The organism is Bradyrhizobium sp. Y36 (assembly GCF_002531575.1).
Lineage (GTDB): Bacteria > Pseudomonadota > Alphaproteobacteria > Rhizobiales > Xanthobacteraceae > Bradyrhizobium.
In genome coordinates, this window is sequence record NZ_NWTI01000031.1 from 62,709 (window position 1) to 80,570 (window position 17,862).

A 17,862-nucleotide genomic window follows, 5' to 3' on the forward strand; every position below is an offset into this window, starting at 1 on the left:
GGACCCATACCGCGTGATCTTTCGAGGGAGTGCTGGAGCGGCACCGACGAAGAACTATTCACCTCTAGTCTTCGTCAAACTGCTCCCTCGGGTTATCGGTCCCGGCTTTCGCCGGGGCGACGGTCTCGTAGGGTGGGCAAAGGCGCGAAGCGCCGTGCCCACGTCTTTTCTCATTTCCACGAGAACGTGGGCACGCTTCGCTTTGCCCACCCTACGGCAGCTCGGCTCGTCGCTGCTGCCTCACACCGCCCCGTGCGCCTCGACATACAGCGCATACACCGAATGGCTGCTCGCCATGTAGAGCCGGTTGTTCTTCGGACCGCCGAAGCAGAGATTGGCGCAGCGCTCGGGCAGCTTGATGAAGGCGAGCGGCTTGCCTTCTGAATTGAACACCATGACGCCGTCGAGATCCTCCGGCCTGCCCTTGAGCTGAAACACCTTGCGGCCGCCGACATCACTCGGCTCACCCTGCAGCGCGCCGTTGGAGCCCCAGCCGCACCAGAGGTTGCCGTCGCGGTCGACTCGGAAACCGTCGAGCGAGCCCTGGTCGGCGGCGTCGATCAGCTTGGTCTTGCCGCTGAGCGCGCCGTCGTCGCCGACATTGTAGCTCCAGATGCTGCGGTTGGGCGTGCCCTTCCACTCGACGATGTAGAGCTTCTTCTCGTCCGGCGAGAAGGCAAGGCCGTTCGGGTTGACGAGGTCGGTGAGCACCGCGCTGATCTTGCCGTCCTTGGCGATGCGGTAGACGTTGGTGGTGGCCTGCTCGGCCTTCTCCTTCTTGCCCTCCCACTCGCCGTTGATGCCGAACAAGGGATCGGTGAACCAGACGCTGTCGTCGGATTTCACCACGATGTCGTTCGGCGCGTTCAGCCGCTTGCCCTCGAACTTGTCGGCGAGCACGGTGATCCTGCCGTCCTTCTCGGTGCGGGTGATGCGGCGGGTGACGGAGTGCTCGCAAGTGACGAGGCGACCCTGGCGGTCGCGCGCATTGCCATTGGCGTAGTTGGCGTTGGCGCGGAACACGCTGGTTTGCCCGGTCTTCTCGTCGAACTTCATGATCCGGTTGTTGGGGATGTCCGAGAACAGGAGATAGCCGCCTTCGGGGAAGTAGGCGGGGCCTTCGGCCCAGCGCATGCCCGATGCGACCTGCTCGACGGTCGAGGAATAGAGCCGGTATTTTGCAAAGCTCGGATCGAGGATCTGGACGGCGGGATCGGGATAGCGCTGGTTCGGCGTGAACGGGAACGACTGGGCGCCCGCGGCGCGGGCGAGAAGCACTGATGCTGCCGCCGCGCCAGCGCCGGCCATGAGGTTACGTCGCGTAAAGGTCATGGAAGTCCTCCCTGCTTGCTAAAAGGCCGGCGCTTGATGTGGCCGGCCTGTTTCTTGAACGAACTGATTTCGACGCGATCGGCCTTAGCGCCCGTTCTTCTTCCGCCATTCCGCGAAATCGGTGAGCGTCTGCGGGTCGGTGGCGGGATAGAGACCGAAAATACCGCGGCCCTTGCCGACCTCCTCGGTAACGAAATCCTCGAACGCGGTCATCTCGAAGGTCTCGTTGGCGATCTCGTCAGCGAGATGGGCGGGAATCACGATGACGCCGTCGGCATCGCCGAGGATGACGTCGCCGGGAAACACCGGCGCATCGCCGCAGCCGATCGGGACGTTGATCTCGATCGCCTGGTGCAGCGTGAGGTTCGTCGGCGCGCTTGGGCGGTGATGATAGGCGGGGATGCCGAGCTTGGCGATCTCCGCGGAATCGCGAAAGCCGCCGTCGGTGACGACGCCGGCAACGCCGCGCTTCATCAGCCGCGTCACCAGGATCGCGCCGGCCGAGGCCGCGCGCGCGTCCTTGCGGCTGTCCATCACCAGCACCGCGCCGGGTGGGCAGTCCTCGACCGCCTTGCGCTGCGGGTGGGAGCGATCCTTGAACACGTCGATGGTGTTGAGGTCCTCGCGCGCCGGCATGTAGCGCAACGTGAAGGCCTCGCCGACCATGGTCGGCTGGTCGGCGCCGAGCGGATGCACGTCCTGGATCATCTGGATGCGCAGACCGCGCTTGAACAGCGCGGTGGCGACGGTGGCGGTGGAGACGGATTTGAGCTTGGTGCGGGTGGCGTCGCTGAGTTTGGTCATCGTGTGCTCTCTCTGGTCGTCATTCCGGGGCGCTCGCGTCAGCGAGCGAACCCGGAATCTCGAGGTTCCGGGTTCGATGCTTCGCATCGCCCCGGAACGACGGTGTTAATAAATCGACGGCTCGCCGATCGGCGCGCCGAAATCGGTCTCGAGGAAGTCGAAGTCGCAGCCGTCATTGGCCTGCTTGATGTGCTTGGTGAACATCCAGCCATAGCCGCGCTCGAAGCGGCGCTCCGGCTGCTTCCAGGCGGCGCGGCGCTTGTCGAGCTCCGCTTCGGATACCTCGAGATTGATGGTGCGGGCGGCGACGTCGAGCGTGATGCGGTCGCCGTTCTGCACCAGCGCCAGCGGACCGCCGATATAGGATTCGGGCGAAACGTGCAGGATGCAGGCGCCGTAGCTGGTGCCGCTCATGCGCGCGTCCGAGATGCGCACCATGTCGCGCACGCCCTGCTTCACGAGCTTGGTCGGGATCGGCAGCATGCCCCATTCCGGCATGCCCGGTCCGCCCTGCGGCCCGGCATTGCGCAGGATGAGGACGTGATCCTCGGTGACGTCGAGATCGGGATCGTCCACCGCCTTCTTCATCGACGGGTAATCGTCGAACACCAGCGCAGGTCCGGTGTGCTTGAGGAAACGCGGCGCGCAGGCGCTTGGCTTAATGACGCAGCCGTCGGGCGCGAGATTGCCCTTGAGCACGGCGAGCGCGCCCTCCTTGTAGATGGGATCGTCGACCGAGCGGATCACGTCGGCATTGTGCACCTCGGCGCCCTCGATGTTCTCGCCCAGCGTCTTCCCCGTGACGGTGACGCAATCGAGATGCAGGTGCGGCTTGATCTGCCCCATCAGCGCCGGCAGGCCGCCGGCATAGAAGAAGTCCTCCATCAGATAGGCATCGCCGCTCGGGCGGACGTTGGCGATGACCGGCACCTTGCGGCTGGCGATCTCGAAATCGTCGAGGCCGATGTCCTGGCCGGCGCGCCGGGCCTGCGCGATCAGATGGATGATCGCATTGGTCGAGCAGCCCATCGCCATGGCGACCGCGATCGCGTTCTCGAAGGCCTTGCGGGTCTGGATCACCTTCGGCGTCAGATCCTCCCAGACCATCTCGACGATGCGGCGGCCGCATTCCGAGGCCATGCGGATGTGGTTGGCATCGGCGGCGGGAATCGAGGAGGCGCCGGGCAGCGTCATGCCGATCGCTTCCGCGATCGCCGTCATGGTCGAGGCCGTGCCCATGGTCATGCAGGTGCCGTAGCTGCGGGCGATGCCGGCCTCGATGTCGAGCCAGTCCTTGTCGGAGATTTTTCCGGCGCGGCGCTCGTCCCAGTATTTCCAGCCGTCGGAGCCGGATCCGAGCGTCTTGCCCTTCCAATTGCCGCGCAGCATGGGACCCGCCGGCAGATAGATCGCCGGGATGTTCATCGAGGTCGCACCCAGCAGCAGCGCCGGCGTGGTCTTGTCGCAGCCGCCCATCAGCACCACGCCATCGACGGGATGGCTGCGCAGCAGCTCCTCGGCGTCCATCGCCAGCAGATTGCGATAGAGCATGGTGGTGGGCTTGAGCAGCGATTCCGACAGCGACAGCGCCGGCAGCTCGATCGGCAAGCCGCCCGCCATCAGGATGCCGCGCTTGACGTCGTCCACGCGCGACTTGAAATGCATGTGGCAGGGCTGCGCGTCCGACCAGGTGTTGAGGATCGCGATGCAGGGGCGGTCCTTCCACTCCTCCGGCGCGTAGCCCATCTGCATGGTGCGGGAGCGGTGGCCGAACGAGCGGAGATCGTCGGGCGCGAACCAGCGCGCGCTGCGGAGCTGGTCGGGTGTTTTCTTCTTGGTCACGATTGGGTGCCCCATTTTTGCACGGTGTTCCGCTCGATGGCGCGGAAGATCAGGTTCTCGACAAAGAGCCCGATGATGATCACCGTCAAGAGGCCCGCGAACACGGCGGGTATGTCGAGCAGATTGCGGTTCTCGAAGATGAACCAGCCGAGCCCGCCCTGCCCCGACGACACGCCGAACACCAGTTCGGCCGCGATCAGCGTACGCCAGGCGAAGGCCCAGCCGATCTTGAGGCCGGTGAGGATCGAGCCGAAGGCGGCCGGGATCAGGATCTTGGCGACGTAAGGCAAGCCGCTCAGACCGTAATTGCGGCCGACCATGCGCAGCGTGTTCGACACGCTCTTGAAGCCGGAATGGGTGTTGAGCGCCACCGGCCACAGCACGGAGTGGATCAGCACGAAGACGAGGCTGCCATTGCCGAGACCGAACCAGATCAGCGCGAGCGGCAGCAGCGCGATCGCCGGCAGCGGGTTGAACATCGCCGTGACCGTTTCCAGGAAATCGGTGCCGATGCGGGTGGAGATCGCGAGAATGGTGAAGATCGCAGCGAGCACGATGCCGGCCGAATAGCCCATGAACAGGACCTTCAGCGAGGTCCAGGCTCGCATCGGTATGGTGCCGTCCTTGACGCGGTCGATCAGCGTGAGCGCGGTATCGTGCAGCGTCGGGAACAGCAGGGGGTTGTCCAGAGTGACGCCGTAGGCTTCCCAGACCGCTGCCAGGAACAGGATGATGACCGACTTGCGGACGAAGCCGTCGTTCCAGAGCATTTCAGGCACGCTGAGCTTGCGCTCGACCTCGCCCGTACCGATCGCGGCAGCCGACGCGTCACGCAGCAAAATTCTCGCTTCGCCCATGGCAGGCTCCCTCAATGCGCGGTGGCTTCGCCGGCGAACAGGAGATCGTGGATCTCCTTCTCCAGCCGGCCGGCGCTGCCGTCTTCGCTTCCGACCTTGTCGACGTCGATCACCTCGGCCTTGACGCGGCCGGGATGCGGCGACAGCAGCAGGATGCGGTTGCCGATGCGGATCGCCTCGGCAATCGAATGAGTCACGAACAGCACGGTGAACTTGGTCTCGCTCCAGAGCTGGAGCAGTTCGTCCTGGCAGGTCCGGCGCGTCAGCGCGTCCAGCGCGGCGAACGGCTCGTCCATCAGGAGGATGTCCGGCTCCATCGCCATGCCGCGCGCGATCGCGACGCGCTGCTTCATGCCGCCGGAGAGCGTGTGCGGATAGGCGTCGACCACGCGGGTGAGGCCGACCTTCTCGATATAGGCCCGCGCGCGTTCCTCGGCGTCCTTGCGCGACAGTTTTCGCGCAGTCAGCAGCGGAAACATGACGTTGGCGAGCACGCTCTTCCAGGGCAGCAGCTGGTCGAACTCCTGGAAGATCATCATGCGGTCGGCGCCGGGGCCGCGGATCTCGCGTCCACTGATGCTCATGCGCCCCTCGCTCGGGCTCATATAGCCGCCGACCGCCTTGAGCAGCGTGGACTTGCCGCAGCCGGAAGGGCCGAGCAGCACGAAGCGGTCGGACTTGTCGACCGTGAAACTCACCCTCTCCGTGGCGGTGACGACGGCGCTGGAGGTCTTGTAGCGCAGCGTCACCCCACTGACGTCGAGCAGCGCCATCAGTTGCCCTTCAGGTCGTGCGCGACGGGGAGATAATAGTCCGTCCAGGCCTTGGGCTGGTTCTTCAGCGTGCCGGTCTTGAACAGATGGGCGGCGAACTTCATCGTGCCCTGCGGCTCGAGATTCCACTCCATCATGCCGGGCTCCTTGAGGAGATCGAGCAGCTCTTCCACCGAGGTCTTGTCGCCGGTGATCTCCTTGTAGATCTCGACCGCCTGCCTGGTGTCGCTGCGGATCAGGTCCTGCGCTTCCTTGGTGGCGTCGCGCACGGCCTGGATGATCTTCGGGTTGGCGTCGGCGAATTTCGTGGTGGTGAAGAACTGGGCCTGGCTGAGCGGCCCGCCCATCACGTCCGGCGACGACAGCACGATATGCGCGCCCGGCACGTTCTTCAGCTCCAGGAAGGTGAAGGGCGGGATCGAGAAGTGGTTGTGCACCTCGTGCTTGGGATTGGACAGTGCCGCATAGGCGTCGGGATGGCCGAGCTGCACGGTGTTGGCATCGAGCTTCGACCATTGGTCGGCACCGAAGGCCTCGGCCGCCGCGATCTGGAGCACGATCGCCTGCGTGGACACCTTCACGGTCGGCACCGCGATCTTGTCCGCCGGGCCAAAATCCTTGATCGACTTGATGTTGGCGTCGCGGCTGATCAGCGTCATCGGCTGCGCTGACGTGGCGACGATGCCCTTCACGCCGCCGCGGGTGCGGTCCCATAGCAGCAGCAAATTGCCGGTGCCGGTGTTGAGAATGTCGACGCCGCCCGCGAGCAGCGCATCGGTCTGCGCGCCGCCGCCGGAGAAGGTGACCCATTTCGTGGTGACGCCCGCGAGGCCGAGCGAGGCTGCGTGCTTCTCGATCAGCTTCAGCTTCTCCATGATGTGGCTCGGCATGTAGAAAATGCCGGGCTGGCGCGATAGCGCGATCTCGGACTTCTGCTGCGCCCGCGCCGGCGAGGCTGCCAGCACGGTTGCGACGATCAGGGCGATGGCGGCTGCGCCACGCTGAAATGGCTTGATCATAGTTGTTCGTTTCCTCCGGCCGCCATTGACGAGCGATCCTGGTGATGCACTAATGCATTAGTGCATCAAAGGCAAGTCTGCCGGAGCCCTTCGCATGGAAACCGCCCGCCCCGCGTCCCGCGCGACCGCCCGCCGGGGGCCGCCGCTCGACCGAGCCCGGCAGGCCGCGCCGCAGGTGTTCGAGCGGCTGCGCAGCGCCATTCTCGCGCTCGAACTGCCCCCGGGCGCACCGTTGTCGCGCACCGAGCTCGCCACGCAGTTCGGCGTCAGCTCGACCCCGATCCGCGATGCGCTGATGCGGCTGGAGGAAGACGGGCTGGTCGACGTGTTTCCGCAGCACGCGACCGTGGTCAGCCGGGTCGATGTCGGCCGCGCCGAGCAGGCGCACTTCCTGCGCCAGGCGCTCGAGCTCGAGATCGTCCGGCTGCTCGCCGAGCAGCACGACAAGGCCCTGGTCCTCCGCCTCGACCATGTGATCGCACTGCAGCAGCAATTCGCCAAAGCCGGAGATTTCGAGAGCTTCATCGCCGCCGACAATGATTTCCACGCCGAGCTCTATGCCGCGGCCGGCAAGCAGGAGCTGTGGACGCTGGTGCGCAGCCGCAGCGGACATATCGATCGGCTGCGCCGGCTGCATCTGCCCTCACCCGGCAAGGCGCAGAACATCGTCCGCCACCACAAGCTGATCACCCGCGCGATCGAGGCCGGCGATCCCGACGCCGCGCAACAGCATCTGCGCAAGCATCTGTCGGGCACGCTGAGCGAGCTGGACAAGATCCGAAGCAGCTATCCGGAGTATCTGACGGATTAGCGCGCGATGAAGATTTCGCTTGTGGCCATCCTTCGAGACGCCCGCCGTTGGCGGGCCCTCAGGATGAGGACCGAGTGGGTTGCGCTGGTTTCAACGAGCACCGACGCTGCTTAGCCTCATCCTGAGGAGCGCGCAGCGCGTCTCGAAGGACGAGGCGCGCGCTCAGCATGCGTCATTCCTTATCAGGCCGCGTTCCTGTTCCGCCGCTCCGGCCCGCGATAATCGGAATCGCGGTTCTTGCGGCGATCCATCGGGCCGCTGCGCAGCTTGACGAAGAAGGCCTGGACCTCGGCCGCAAGACGCTCGGATGCCCCCGAGACCTCGTTCGCGGCCCCCATCACCTCGTCGGCCGAGCGGCTGGTTTCCGCGATCGCTCCGGAGACGGTACCGATGCTGCCGGCGAGCGTCTGTGTGCCCGACGCCGCCATCTGGACATTATGCGAGATCTCTCGCGTTGCCGCGCCCTGCTGCTCCACGGCACTGGCGATCGCCGCGGTCACCTCGTCGATCCGGCGCATGGCGCTGGCGACCTCCTTGACGGAAGCGACCGCGCTGCCGGTCGAATTCTGGATCGCCGCGATGTGCTTGGCGATGTCCTGCGTCGCGTTGCGGGTCTGGTCGGCCAGCGCCTTGACCTCGGAGGCCACCACCGCGAAGCCGCGGCCAGCCTCGCCGGCGCGCGCGGCCTCGATGGTGGCGTTGAGCGCCAGCAGATTGGTCTGGGCCGCGATCGCCTGGATCAGATCGACCACCGAGCTGATGCTCTGGGCGGCGTGTGCAAGGCCCTCGATCTCGGACTCCGAGCGCGCGGTGACGTCGCCTGCCGACCGCACGGTCTTGTTCGACAATTCGATCTGTCGGCCGATCTCGACGATGGAGCTCGCGAGCTGCTCGGCGGCCGCCGCGACGGTCTGGACATTGACTGCCGTCTGCTCGGAGGTCGCTGCTGCGGACGTGGCTTGATTGGTCGCATGGTGCGCGATGCCGCCGAGACTCTCCGCAGTCTGCCGCATCGTGCCGGCATTCTGGCCGACCAGCGTAAGCAAGTCGCGCGAGGTGACGCGAAACTCCTCGACCGCACTCTCCGTGTTGCGGCTGTTCGCCTCGCGCGCCTCCGCCTCACGCGCAAGGCCTGCCGCCGCCGCCTGCTGGGCGATCACATTGTCGCGGAATTTGGCCACGGCCTGCGACACCATCCCGATCTCGTCGCCGCGCTCGGCGGTCCTGAATTCGACACTGGTGTCGCCGCCGGACAGACGCGCAGAATCACTCACCAGCTCGACGATCGGACGCGTGATCGACCGCGCGACCAGGATCGCGATCGCGGTGCCGAGCACGAGCCCCGCGGCGAGCAGGATCCATTGCAGTTGCAGCAGCCTCTCGGCCTCGTCGGCGAGGCGGCGGGCATCCGCTGCGAGCTTCGACTGCTGGTCGCTCTTGAGGCCGCCGGCGCGCTTGCCCTCCGCGTCCTTGCGGCCGTCGAGGAGATCGAGAGTGCGGGTCGCACGCGGCGCCGCCTCGGAGGACAGGACGAAGACCGGCATATTCCATTGCGGCGTCTGGCGGATCGCGAAGATCCTCCCCGGCAAGGCCGCGAAAGCTTCGTTCGCCTTGACGATGGCCTGATAGGCGGTTCTCTGAGTGGAGGTCAGCAGTGCCTCCTGCGTCCTGACCGCGGCGAGCGCGGCGCGGAAGGTCGCCAGCGGCTTCTCGAATTTGTCGCGGTCCGCGGCTTCGCCCGATGCCACATAGAGCCGCAGCTGCGATCCCGCCGCGGCGAGATTGCCGCGGACGTCGGCGAAGGTCTTGAGCAGGTGCTTGCGCTGCGGCGTCGCCTCCAGCGTCTCCTCCTCGTCGATCATCCCTGTGATCTCGGTGAACATCGTCGCGATCAGCGGCGCGGCCTCCTTCGTCAAGAGCTCGCTCGCAGGATAGGCCGAGGGGGTGAAGGCGGTCAGTTCGGCCTTGTCCTGGGCCTGGCGGAACTCCGCAATCAACGCCCTCGCCTCGCTCCAATTGGCCTTGTTTTCCGCGCTGGAAAATCCCTCGGCCATGCGATCGACCGCCGCCACGGTGCGGTCGAGCTCGGCCCAGACCGCCGCGCGGTCGCGCTTGCCCTGCGCGTCGCCTGTCAGGAGATAGCCACGCAGCGTCGAGAGCGTGGAATAGAGATTGCCGACGAGCTCGGTGCTCGCAATCGCGACCGGCGCCCGCAGGTTCGTCACGGTCCTGATGCGCGAGGAAATCTCGGAGACCGCGGTGACGGTGTAGATCACGGTCGCCGCCAGCAGGATGCAGATGAGCGCGAAGCCGCCGAGCAACCGGGTGCGAATTCCGGTGTTCGCCAAGGATTTGAACATAAGTCTCTCGTGCTGAATTCGTCGGATCGGGCGGCTCGCCCGGTGCCGGGAGGGAGCGATGCGAGCCGTGACAATTGACTTTTCGGAACTGACGCCAATTCTGGTCCGACGCCTTTAATCCCCGGTGAAGTCCTGCGCCCGTGCAACTACGGCGAGAAAAATAGTTCTTCCCGCCTCGCGGCCGTGGGACGCGGCGCCGCCCGGGAGCCATGTGCACGGAACCATGCATAATGCCCGCAGCCCGTTCGCGAAGTGCTTGCAGGCCGGGCGGAATCCGCGCAACAATTTCGTCTTTGATGGTTTGATTTGCGGCCAGCGGGGATGTCCCGTCCGGCCCGGAGGACTTCAGACGTGGCCAACATCCTGATTGTGGATGACGACCCGGCCGTTCAAATCACGATCCGGCTGATCCTGGAGAGGGCCGGCCATCACGTCACCGTCGCCGGCGACGGCCGCAAGGGACTTGCGCTGTTCGAGGCGGCCCGGTTCGAATTGCTGTTTCTCGACATCTTCATGCCGGGCATGGACGGGCTGGAGACAATGCGTCACATCCGGGCGCTGGCCCCGGCCATTCCGATCATCGTCATTTCCGGCCAATCGATCACGCCGGATGCTTACGCGGAACCGGACTTCCTGAAGATGGCGACCAAGCTCGGCGCGGTGGCAAGCCTGCAAAAGCCTTTCCGGCCCGGCGCCCTGCTCGCCGCGGTCGAAGGCTGCCTGAAGGCGGGCGAGCCGGAGGGGTCCGATGTCAGATCCGGCCACCGATAACGAGGGCGCCCCTGGTTCGGGCCAGATCGGCCGCGATGATCCGGGAAGTCCTGCGAGACCCCCGCTGACGCTCGCCACGCGGCTGGCCATCGCAATGATCCTGCTGGTGGCGGTCACCGTGGCTGCCGTCGGCTGGCTGGGCTATCGCAACACCACCCAAGCGGTCATTCCGCGGGTGCTGGAGCGCGTCGAAGCCCAATCACGCCTGCTTGCGACAAGTCTGGAATCCTATGTCGCCGGCGCGCGTGGCGATCTGATCGGTTATCGCTCCGCCGCGGCCATCAACGGCCTGATCCGCGCGCACGTCGCCGGAGGAATTGACCCTTCGGACGGCGTCTCCGAGCAAACCTGGCGCGAGCGTATCGCCGAACGGCTCGCGGCCGAGATCGAGGCCAAACCCATCTACGGGCAGTTCCGCATCATCGGACTTGATGACGACCAGCGCGAGCTGGTGCGCGTCGACCGCTCGGGTCCGAACGGATCCGTGCGGATCGTCCCCAATGGCGAGCTCGAGCGCAAGGGCGAACGAGCCTATTTTCAGGACACGATACGGCTGCCACCGGGCGAGATTTACGTTTCGCCGATCGATCTCGCGACGCGCCAGGGGGGCACCACGGCCCCGCACGCTCCGACGCTGCGGGTCGCGACGCCGCTGTTCACGGCGGCCGGCAAGCCGTTCGGCATCATCATCGCCAATATCGACATGCGTCCGGCCCTCGACCACGTCCGCGCGACGGCAAGCTCGGGTGGAGAGATCTACGTCGTGAATTCGCGCGGCGACTATCTCGTTCATCCCGATCGCGCACGCGAGTTCGGTTCGCTGCGCGGCCATCCCACCAACTGGCGCGACGATTTTCCATTCTTCTCGGCCTTGGCTGGCACCTCGGATATATCCACGCGGCTCATGACCGACGAGTCGGGCCGGCCGAGCGGCGCGGCGATCGCGCCGGCACTGCTGGCTGGCAAGGAATGGGTTGCAATCATCGTGACCATTCCCCCGGCCGTGTTCGGCCGGGTGCCGGCCGCCATTCAAAAGACGTCCGTGCTGGTCGGCGTGCTTGCCGTTCTCGCCGCAGCGGCGCTCGCGGTGCTGCTGGCGCGCTCATTGACCCGCCCGATCGGCCGCCTGACCGCGGCCGTGGAGGCGATCGGCCGCGGGGAGCCGGCGGACATCCCTGTCGACGCCGGCGGCGAGACGGGCGTGCTGGCGCGGGCTTTTGCCCGGATGGTCGAGGAGACGCGGGTGAAGACGGCCGCCCTCGAGCGCGAAATCCGGGAGCATCGCCGCACCGAGGCCGCGCGAAGCCATCACGCGGCGCGCGAGCGCTTGTTCAGCGCCGCCGTCGAATCGTCCGACGATGCGATCGTGATGCAATCGCTCGATGCCATCATCACCGGCTGGAATCCTGCCGCCGAGCGCCTCTACGGCTATTCGGTGAACGAGGCGATCGGGCAATCCACCGCGATCATCGTCCCGGCCGACCGCCGCGCGCAGGGCAAGGATTATCTGGCGCGGATCGCCCGGGGCGAGCCGATCGAACGGTTCGAGACGGTGCGCCTGCGCAAGGACGGCGCGCCGGTCGAAATCTCGCTCAGCCTCTCGTCGATCAGAGGGCCGTCGGGGGAGATCATCGGCGTCTCCGGGTCCGCGCGCAGCCTGACCGACGCGCGGCGGGCCGAGCGGCAGCTGCAGCAGCAGCTCGAGGAGCGCCGGCAGATCTTCGACACGTCGCAAGACCTGATCATGGTCATGGACTCGCGAGGCCACATCGCGCAGGTCAGCCCGAGCAGCGAGACCATTCTCGGCTATCGGCCGGAACAGATGATCGGCCGCAGCGGCGCCGACTTCATTCATCCCGAGCATCTGGCCAACGCCCGCGACGAGATGCGCGCGCTGCGCCGCGGCGAGCGCGTCAAGCTCGCCGACACGCGCTGCTTCCATCGCAATGGACACGAGGTCTGGCTGTCCTGGCTCGGCAGCTGGTCCGAGCCGGCGCAGCGCTATTTCTTCGTCGGGCGCGACATGACGGAGGCGCGGCTCGCGCAGGAATCGCTGCGCGAGAGCGAACGGCTTGCCCGCAACATCGTCGAGACCTCGCTCGACGCCTTCATCCAGACCGACGAGACCAGCAGCATCCTGAACTGGAACTCGCAGGCCGAGCAGCTGTTCGGCTGGCGCCGCGACGAGGTGCTCGGCAAGAGCACGATCGACCTGATCGTGGCCGAGAGCGAGCGCGAGAGGGTCAAGGCAGGGCTGAAAAACTTCCTGGAGAATGAGGACGGCCGGACGCTGAACCGCCGCCGCGAGCTGATGTGCCGCCGCCGCGACGGCAAGGAATTCAGGGCCGAGGTCAGCGTGACCGCGCTGAAGCGCCGCGAGGGCCTGCTGTTCAACGTGTTCTATCGCGACCTCACCGACAAGATCGCGGCTGATGAGCGCATTCGGCACGCCGAGAAGATGGAGGCGATCGGCCAGCTCACCGGCGGCGTGGCGCATGATTTCAACAACATCCTCACCGTCATCACCGGCACGATCGAGATTCTCGCGGAGGCCGTCGAGAAGGAGCCGCAGCTTGCGGCCATCACCAAGATGATCGACGAGGCGGCCGCGCGCGGCGCCGATCTGACCCAGCACCTGCTCGCTTTCGCGCGCAAGCAGCCGCTTCAGCCGCGGGAGATCGACGTCAACTCGCTGGTCATCGACACCGCGAAGCTGCTGCGACCGACGCTGGGCGAGCAGATCCAGATCGAATCGGTGTTCGAGGAGGAGAATTGCGTCGCGATCGTCGATCCCAACCAGCTCACCACCGCGATCCTCAACCTCGCGCTCAACGCCCGCGACGCCATGCCCGGCGGCGGCAAGCTGATCGTGGAGACCGGCGCCGCCTATCTCGACGAGGTCTATGCCAGCGTCAACGACGTCCGCCCCGGCCGTTACGTGCTGATCGCCGTGAGCGACACCGGCACCGGAATTCCGGCGAACATTCTGACCAGGGTGTTCGACCCCTTCTTCACCTCCAAGGGACCGGGCAAGGGCACCGGCCTCGGGCTTTCGATGGTCTACGGCTTCATCAAGCAGTCCGCGGGCCACATCAAGATCTACAGCGAGGAAGGCCACGGCACCACGATCAAGATGTACCTGCCGCCCGGCAAGACGCCGACAGCGGTCGGCGAGGGCGTGACGCCGGCGGCGGTCGAGGGCGGACACGAGACGATCCTGGTGGTCGAGGACGACAGGCTGGTGCGCGACTACGTGCTGGCCCAGCTGCATTCGCTCGGCTACGTCACCTTGCAGGCTGCGAATGCCGCAGAGGCGCTCGCGATCGTCGCCGCCGGCAAGCCGTTCGACCTTCTGTTCACCGACGTCATCATGCCCGGCAAGATGAACGGGCGGCAGCTCGCCGACGAGCTGATGAAGACGCGGCCCGACCTCAAGGTGGTCTACACGTCGGGCTATACCGAGAACGCGATCATCCATCACGGCCGGCTGGATTCCGGCGTGATGCTGCTGGCCAAGCCCTATCGGAAATCGGATCTGGCGCGGATCATCCGCAAGGCGCTGGGCGGCTGAGGCGAGATCTCGTGTCCCGGACACACCGCAGCGCTAAAGCGCTGCCGTGCTGAGCCGGACCCAGAAGCCGTCAGCGGTGAAGTTGGTGAAGTTGTTGAAATGGGCCCCGGCTCTGCAGCGCACCACTGCGTGATGCGCTGCGTCCGGGGCACGGGACCATTCTACGACGCGCGCTGGGCCGCGGTCATCACGATGCGGATCAGATCGGCGGCGTTGCGCGCGCCGAGCTTCTTCATGATGTTGGCGCGGTGATCCTCGATGGTGCGCGGGCTGATGCCGAGCGTGCGGCCGGCTTCCTTGTTGGACGCACCGGATGCGAACTGCTCGAGCACCTCGCGCTCCCTGCGCGTCAGCGGCTCGCGCCCGGGGAAATGCAGCGAGCCGAACTTCGGCGAGGCGTTCTCCGCCTGCCTGCGTGCATAGGCGCCGATCGCCTCGTCGAGCCGGCCGACGATCTCGCTGCCGCGGAACGGCTTCTCGATGAAGTCGAGCGCGCCGCTCTTGATCGCGCCCACCGCCATCGTGATGTCGCCCTGTCCGGAGATCATGAAGATCGGGGCCGGATAGTCCTCGCCCTGCAGCTCCTTCAGAATGTCGAGGCCCGACTTTCCGGGAATGTGCACGTCGAGCAGGATCGCAGCCGGCGTGCGGTTTCGCGCGACGGAGAGCAGTGCCGCGCCGTCCGCAAAACAGATCACCTCATAGCCCGCCGCCTTCAACACCATCGACAGAGTGTCGCGAACGGCAGGGTCGTCATCGACCACGAAGATTTCACCGCGAGAGATTTGTTCGGCCATGTGCCACATCCGGTTGGCATGAAGGACTCGCGTCCGCGCCTCCCGTTATGGCGTTCGGCGCGGATTCGGCCCACCCGTATTTGTACGGGACATGGACTTAACGCACAAGTAGCGGCAAGGTGCCTAATTGCGGGGTACGGAGAATATCCATGCTAAATTTGGCCGGCACGCCCCCGCTCGCCGCGATGGCTGAAACTGACAGCCGCCGGTTGATCGCAGCCGATCTTCGCGCCCTGATCATGCGGATCGAGAGCAGCATGCGCCTGATCGACGCAGCCATGATGGAAGCCGACACGTTGGAAACGGGCTTCGCGTACGGCGATCCGGCCGGTTCCGCCGATATTTTCGTGCTCGATGACGTCACGCCGCGCTATGCCACGGCGAGCGCCGCCCTCAGCGCATGTCGGGCGGGCCTCGGCCACGCCCTGCAATGTCTGTCGGAATCCGGCAACCCGGCATAGATCGCGGCCGGCGCGGCGCAACCGCCGCGTGGCCGCTCCGCGTTCAGGCGCGGTGCCGCTCCACGATCGCGTCGGTGGCGACACCGCCCCAGGTGTGAATCGCCGGAAGGCCCATCGCGGTCTTGCCGAGATTGGCGAGGCTGATGCGCAAGGCCGCGAGATCGAGCGGCTTCGGCAGGCTCTGCAGTTCGATCCCGACCGACCGGGCGAAGCTGCGGGCGGCGCTGCGGCGCTTGCCGTCCATGCCGCTGATGACGATCACGGCGCCGCCGAACTTCGCCGCCGCCATCTCACGCAGCACGTCGATGCCGTCGCCGTCCTCCAGCACGAGATCGAGCGTCACGCAATCGAAGCGGGCGGCACGAAGCTTCTCGATGGCGTCCGCCACGGACGGCGCCGCCGTGACTTCGTGGCCGGCCTGCTTGGCGGCGACCGTGATCAGGCTGCGCTGCGTGGCGTCGTCATCGACGACCAGAAGCTGAAGCGCACGCCGCTCGGCGCCGTCGGGCAGGTTTGACGAGATGGGAGAGAGAGAGCTTCTGGGCATTTCCGTATCCTGAGAGTGAGACCATCAACGGATACACGCTTCGCGCTTAAGCGACGTAAAGCTGCCGCCGCGAATTGGTTCGAATGTCTTCAGGAAGCGTGAAGGAAGGGATCGGAAAAGCGACGGCGGCGGGTGCGGGCCGATCACGCCGCTTCGTCACGGCCGCCGGCTGCGCCGCGCTTCTTCCGGTTCTTACCACGCAGGAACTGGATGTCCATTTCGGCGCCGTTGACGCGGACCAGCTCACAGCGGCGATAAGCGAGGCCCGTGGACGACAGCAGCAGGAAGAACTCTTTCAGGTTCAACCCCTGGATCGAGCCTTCCACCGTGAGAATGGCGTCGGTGTCGGAGATCGCGTTGAGCTTGCAGTCGCGCCGCCAGGTGCCGTCGATGGCCATGATGCAGACGTCATAGCCGCGACTGAAGGTCACGCGCTCCGTCCCCTTGCCATCCTCGGCCATGACTATCGTCCCGCCATGGCCGCGAGGCGCGGCGCGCCGCCGAGAACCGGCTTGGCGGCTGCGGCCCGCGGATCGTTCGGCTTGTAGAGGCCGCGCCGCTCCGGAATCGGGCGGAACGTATCGGTCAGACCGACGACGGTTTCGGCCGCACCCAGCACCAGGAAGCCGTCTGGCTCGATCTGGCGCGCCAGGCGGTTGAAGATGTTGATCTTGGTATCCTGGTCGAAATAGATCAGCACGTTGCGGCAGAAGATGACGTCGAAGGTGCCGAGCTGGGCGAAATCGTGCAGCAAATTGAGCTGCCGGTGCTGGATCATCGCCCGCAATTCGGGATTGATCTGCCAGGTCTCGCCGGTCTGCTTGAAGTACTTCACCAGCATCTGGATCGGCAGGCCGCGCTGCACCTCGAACTGGCTGTAGACGCCGGCCTTGGCCTTCTCGAGCACTTCCTGCGACAGATCAGTGGCGATGATCTCGACGCGCCAGCCGGTGAGGGCCGCGCCCATCTCCTTCAGGCACATCGCCAGCGAATACGGCTCCTGGCCGGTCGAGCCCGCGGCGCACCAGATGCGCACGCTGCGCTTGGCCGCGCGCGCCTTGATGATCTCGGGCATGATGTGTTCGCGAAAATGGTCGAACGGGACCTTGTCGCGGAAGAAGAAGGTCTCGTTGGTGGTCATCGCCTCGACCACGTCGGTGATCATCTGGCGCGCGCCGCCCTGCAGCTTCTGCACGAGCTCGGCGATGCCGGAGAGCCCGGCCTTGCGAGCGAGCGGCAGCAGGCGGCTTTCGATCAGATATTGCTTGTCTGCGGACAGGTCGAGCCCTGAATTGTCCTTCAGGAACTTGCGCAGATACTCGTACTCGGTCGGGGTCACGGATAGCCTCTTCGAAGCTGTACTGGAACACTCTGGCCCAAACACTAAAGGCCAGACACTCAGGCCATGGCTTGGTCGACCGGGATCAAACCAACTTCAGCGAACTTGTCGGCGATAATGTCTTTGTCGAAGGGCTTCATGATGTACTCGTTGGCGCCGCCGCTGAGCGCCTGAGCGATATGAGCCACGTTGTTCTCGGTGGTGCAGAACACCACCTTGGGCTGGTCGCCGCCGGGCAAGCGGCGCATGTGGCCCATGAATTCGAAGCCGTCCATCACCGGCATGTTCCAGTCGAGCAGCACCGCGTCGGGCAACTGCCGCTGGCAGATCTCGAGCGCCTTCGAGCCGTCCTCGGCCTCGGTCACTTCGAACTCGAGGCCCTCCAGGATCCGGCGCGCGATCTTGCGCACCACGCTGGAATCATCGACCACCAAGCAGGTCTTCATGTTGGTTCTCCGGCTCCGATGTTTCTGTTAGCTCAGGCAGCCAATTGAACTTTGGTTTCAAGGTCGAGCACGCGATCGACGTCGAGGACGACCATGAGCTGACCGTCGAGGCGATGGACGCCGCCGGCGAGC

Annotated in this window: 16 protein-coding genes and 1 pseudogene; 4 read left to right on the forward strand and 13 right to left on the reverse strand. The window is 65.7% G+C overall.

Annotation, left to right across the window (positions count from 1 at the left end; genetic code table 11):
• Positions 1-240: 240 nt before the first annotated feature.
• From CO669_RS32890 to CO669_RS32915, 6 genes are all read right to left on the reverse strand, one after another.
• Positions 241-1,332 carry an SMP-30/gluconolactonase/LRE family protein gene (locus CO669_RS32890; protein ID WP_097666502.1) on the reverse strand — a complete coding sequence of 364 codons (1,092 nt, stop codon included), beginning with the start codon at positions 1,330-1,332 and terminating at the stop codon, positions 241-243.
• A gap of 84 nt (positions 1,333-1,416) precedes the next feature.
• A complete protein-coding gene (locus tag CO669_RS32895; protein WP_097666504.1) occupies positions 1,417-2,136 on the reverse strand; it encodes a ribonuclease activity regulator RraA in 720 nt (239 codons plus the stop codon).
• A gap of 105 nt (positions 2,137-2,241) precedes the next feature.
• Positions 2,242-3,981, reverse strand: coding sequence for an L-arabinonate dehydratase (araD, locus tag CO669_RS32900; RefSeq protein WP_097666542.1), 1,740 nt, complete (start codon positions 3,979-3,981; stop codon positions 2,242-2,244).
• Positions 3,975-4,835 carry an ABC transporter permease gene (locus tag CO669_RS32905; RefSeq protein WP_097666506.1) on the reverse strand — a complete coding sequence of 287 codons (861 nt, stop codon included), beginning with the start codon at positions 4,833-4,835 and terminating at the stop codon, positions 3,975-3,977. Before CO669_RS32905 ends, araD begins: the two co-directional genes overlap by 7 nt.
• A gap of 11 nt (positions 4,836-4,846) precedes the next feature.
• Positions 4,847-5,608, reverse strand: a complete 762-nt coding sequence (locus CO669_RS32910; RefSeq protein WP_097666508.1) for an ABC transporter ATP-binding protein — start codon at positions 5,606-5,608, stop codon at positions 4,847-4,849.
• The gene (locus CO669_RS32915; protein WP_097666510.1) at positions 5,608-6,627 is read right to left on the reverse strand and encodes an ABC transporter substrate-binding protein; all 1,020 of its coding nucleotides are present in this window, start codon (positions 6,625-6,627) and stop codon (positions 5,608-5,610) included. The genes CO669_RS32910 and CO669_RS32915 overlap by 1 nt, the downstream gene beginning before the upstream one ends.
• Before the next feature lie 94 nt (positions 6,628-6,721).
• Here CO669_RS32915 and CO669_RS32920 point away from each other — a divergent pair, with 94 nt between their 5' ends.
• Positions 6,722-7,438 (forward strand): GntR family transcriptional regulator, encoded by a 717-nt coding sequence (locus CO669_RS32920; RefSeq protein ID WP_097666512.1) that lies wholly within the window; start codon positions 6,722-6,724, stop codon positions 7,436-7,438.
• A gap of 182 nt (positions 7,439-7,620) precedes the next feature.
• Here the strand turns inward: CO669_RS32920 and CO669_RS32925 are convergent, their stop codons facing one another.
• The gene (locus tag CO669_RS32925) at positions 7,621-9,798 is read right to left on the reverse strand and encodes a methyl-accepting chemotaxis protein (protein ID WP_097666514.1); all 2,178 of its coding nucleotides are present in this window, start codon (positions 9,796-9,798) and stop codon (positions 7,621-7,623) included.
• 351 nt (positions 9,799-10,149) lie between these two features.
• On the opposite strand from CO669_RS32925, the gene CO669_RS32930 reads away from it, so the two are divergent.
• Together CO669_RS32930 and CO669_RS32935 are read left to right on the forward strand one after the other, a co-directional pair.
• On the forward strand, positions 10,150-10,569 hold the full coding sequence (locus CO669_RS32930) for a response regulator (protein WP_097666516.1): 420 nt from the start codon (positions 10,150-10,152) through the stop codon (positions 10,567-10,569).
• Complete coding sequence (locus CO669_RS32935) at positions 10,547-14,140, forward strand: PAS domain S-box protein (RefSeq protein WP_097666518.1); 3,594 nt, start codon at positions 10,547-10,549, stop codon at positions 14,138-14,140. Before CO669_RS32930 ends, CO669_RS32935 begins: the two co-directional genes overlap by 23 nt.
• Before the next feature lie 161 nt (positions 14,141-14,301).
• Here CO669_RS32935 and CO669_RS32940 read toward each other — a convergent pair whose 3' ends face one another.
• A complete protein-coding gene (locus CO669_RS32940; protein WP_097666520.1) occupies positions 14,302-14,937 on the reverse strand; it encodes a response regulator transcription factor in 636 nt (211 codons plus the stop codon).
• Positions 14,938-15,086: 149 nt separating this feature from the next.
• Between CO669_RS32940 and CO669_RS32945 the strand changes: the two genes are divergently transcribed.
• Positions 15,087-15,398 (forward strand): hypothetical protein, encoded by a 312-nt coding sequence (locus CO669_RS32945; RefSeq protein ID WP_097666522.1) that lies wholly within the window; start codon positions 15,087-15,089, stop codon positions 15,396-15,398.
• Between the two features lie 43 nt (positions 15,399-15,441).
• On the opposite strand, the gene CO669_RS32950 is transcribed toward CO669_RS32945, so the two are convergent.
• The 5 genes and pseudogenes from CO669_RS32950 to CO669_RS36495 all read right to left on the reverse strand — a co-directional run.
• Positions 15,442-15,945 carry a response regulator gene (locus CO669_RS32950; protein WP_097666524.1) on the reverse strand — a complete coding sequence of 168 codons (504 nt, stop codon included), beginning with the start codon at positions 15,943-15,945 and terminating at the stop codon, positions 15,442-15,444.
• Between the two features lie 143 nt (positions 15,946-16,088).
• Positions 16,089-16,406, reverse strand: a complete 318-nt coding sequence (locus tag CO669_RS32955; protein ID WP_018321617.1) for a hypothetical protein — start codon at positions 16,404-16,406, stop codon at positions 16,089-16,091.
• Positions 16,407-16,408: 2 nt separating this feature from the next.
• Positions 16,409-17,284: a CheR family methyltransferase gene (locus tag CO669_RS32960; RefSeq protein ID WP_097666526.1), complete on the reverse strand. Its 876-nt coding sequence runs from the start codon at positions 17,282-17,284 to the stop codon at positions 16,409-16,411.
• A gap of 59 nt (positions 17,285-17,343) precedes the next feature.
• A complete protein-coding gene (locus CO669_RS32965) occupies positions 17,344-17,730 on the reverse strand; it encodes a response regulator (protein ID WP_097666528.1) in 387 nt (128 codons plus the stop codon).
• Positions 17,731-17,762: 32 nt separating this feature from the next.
• Positions 17,763-17,862: pseudogene (locus CO669_RS36495) on the reverse strand (chemotaxis protein CheW); the annotation flags it as partial.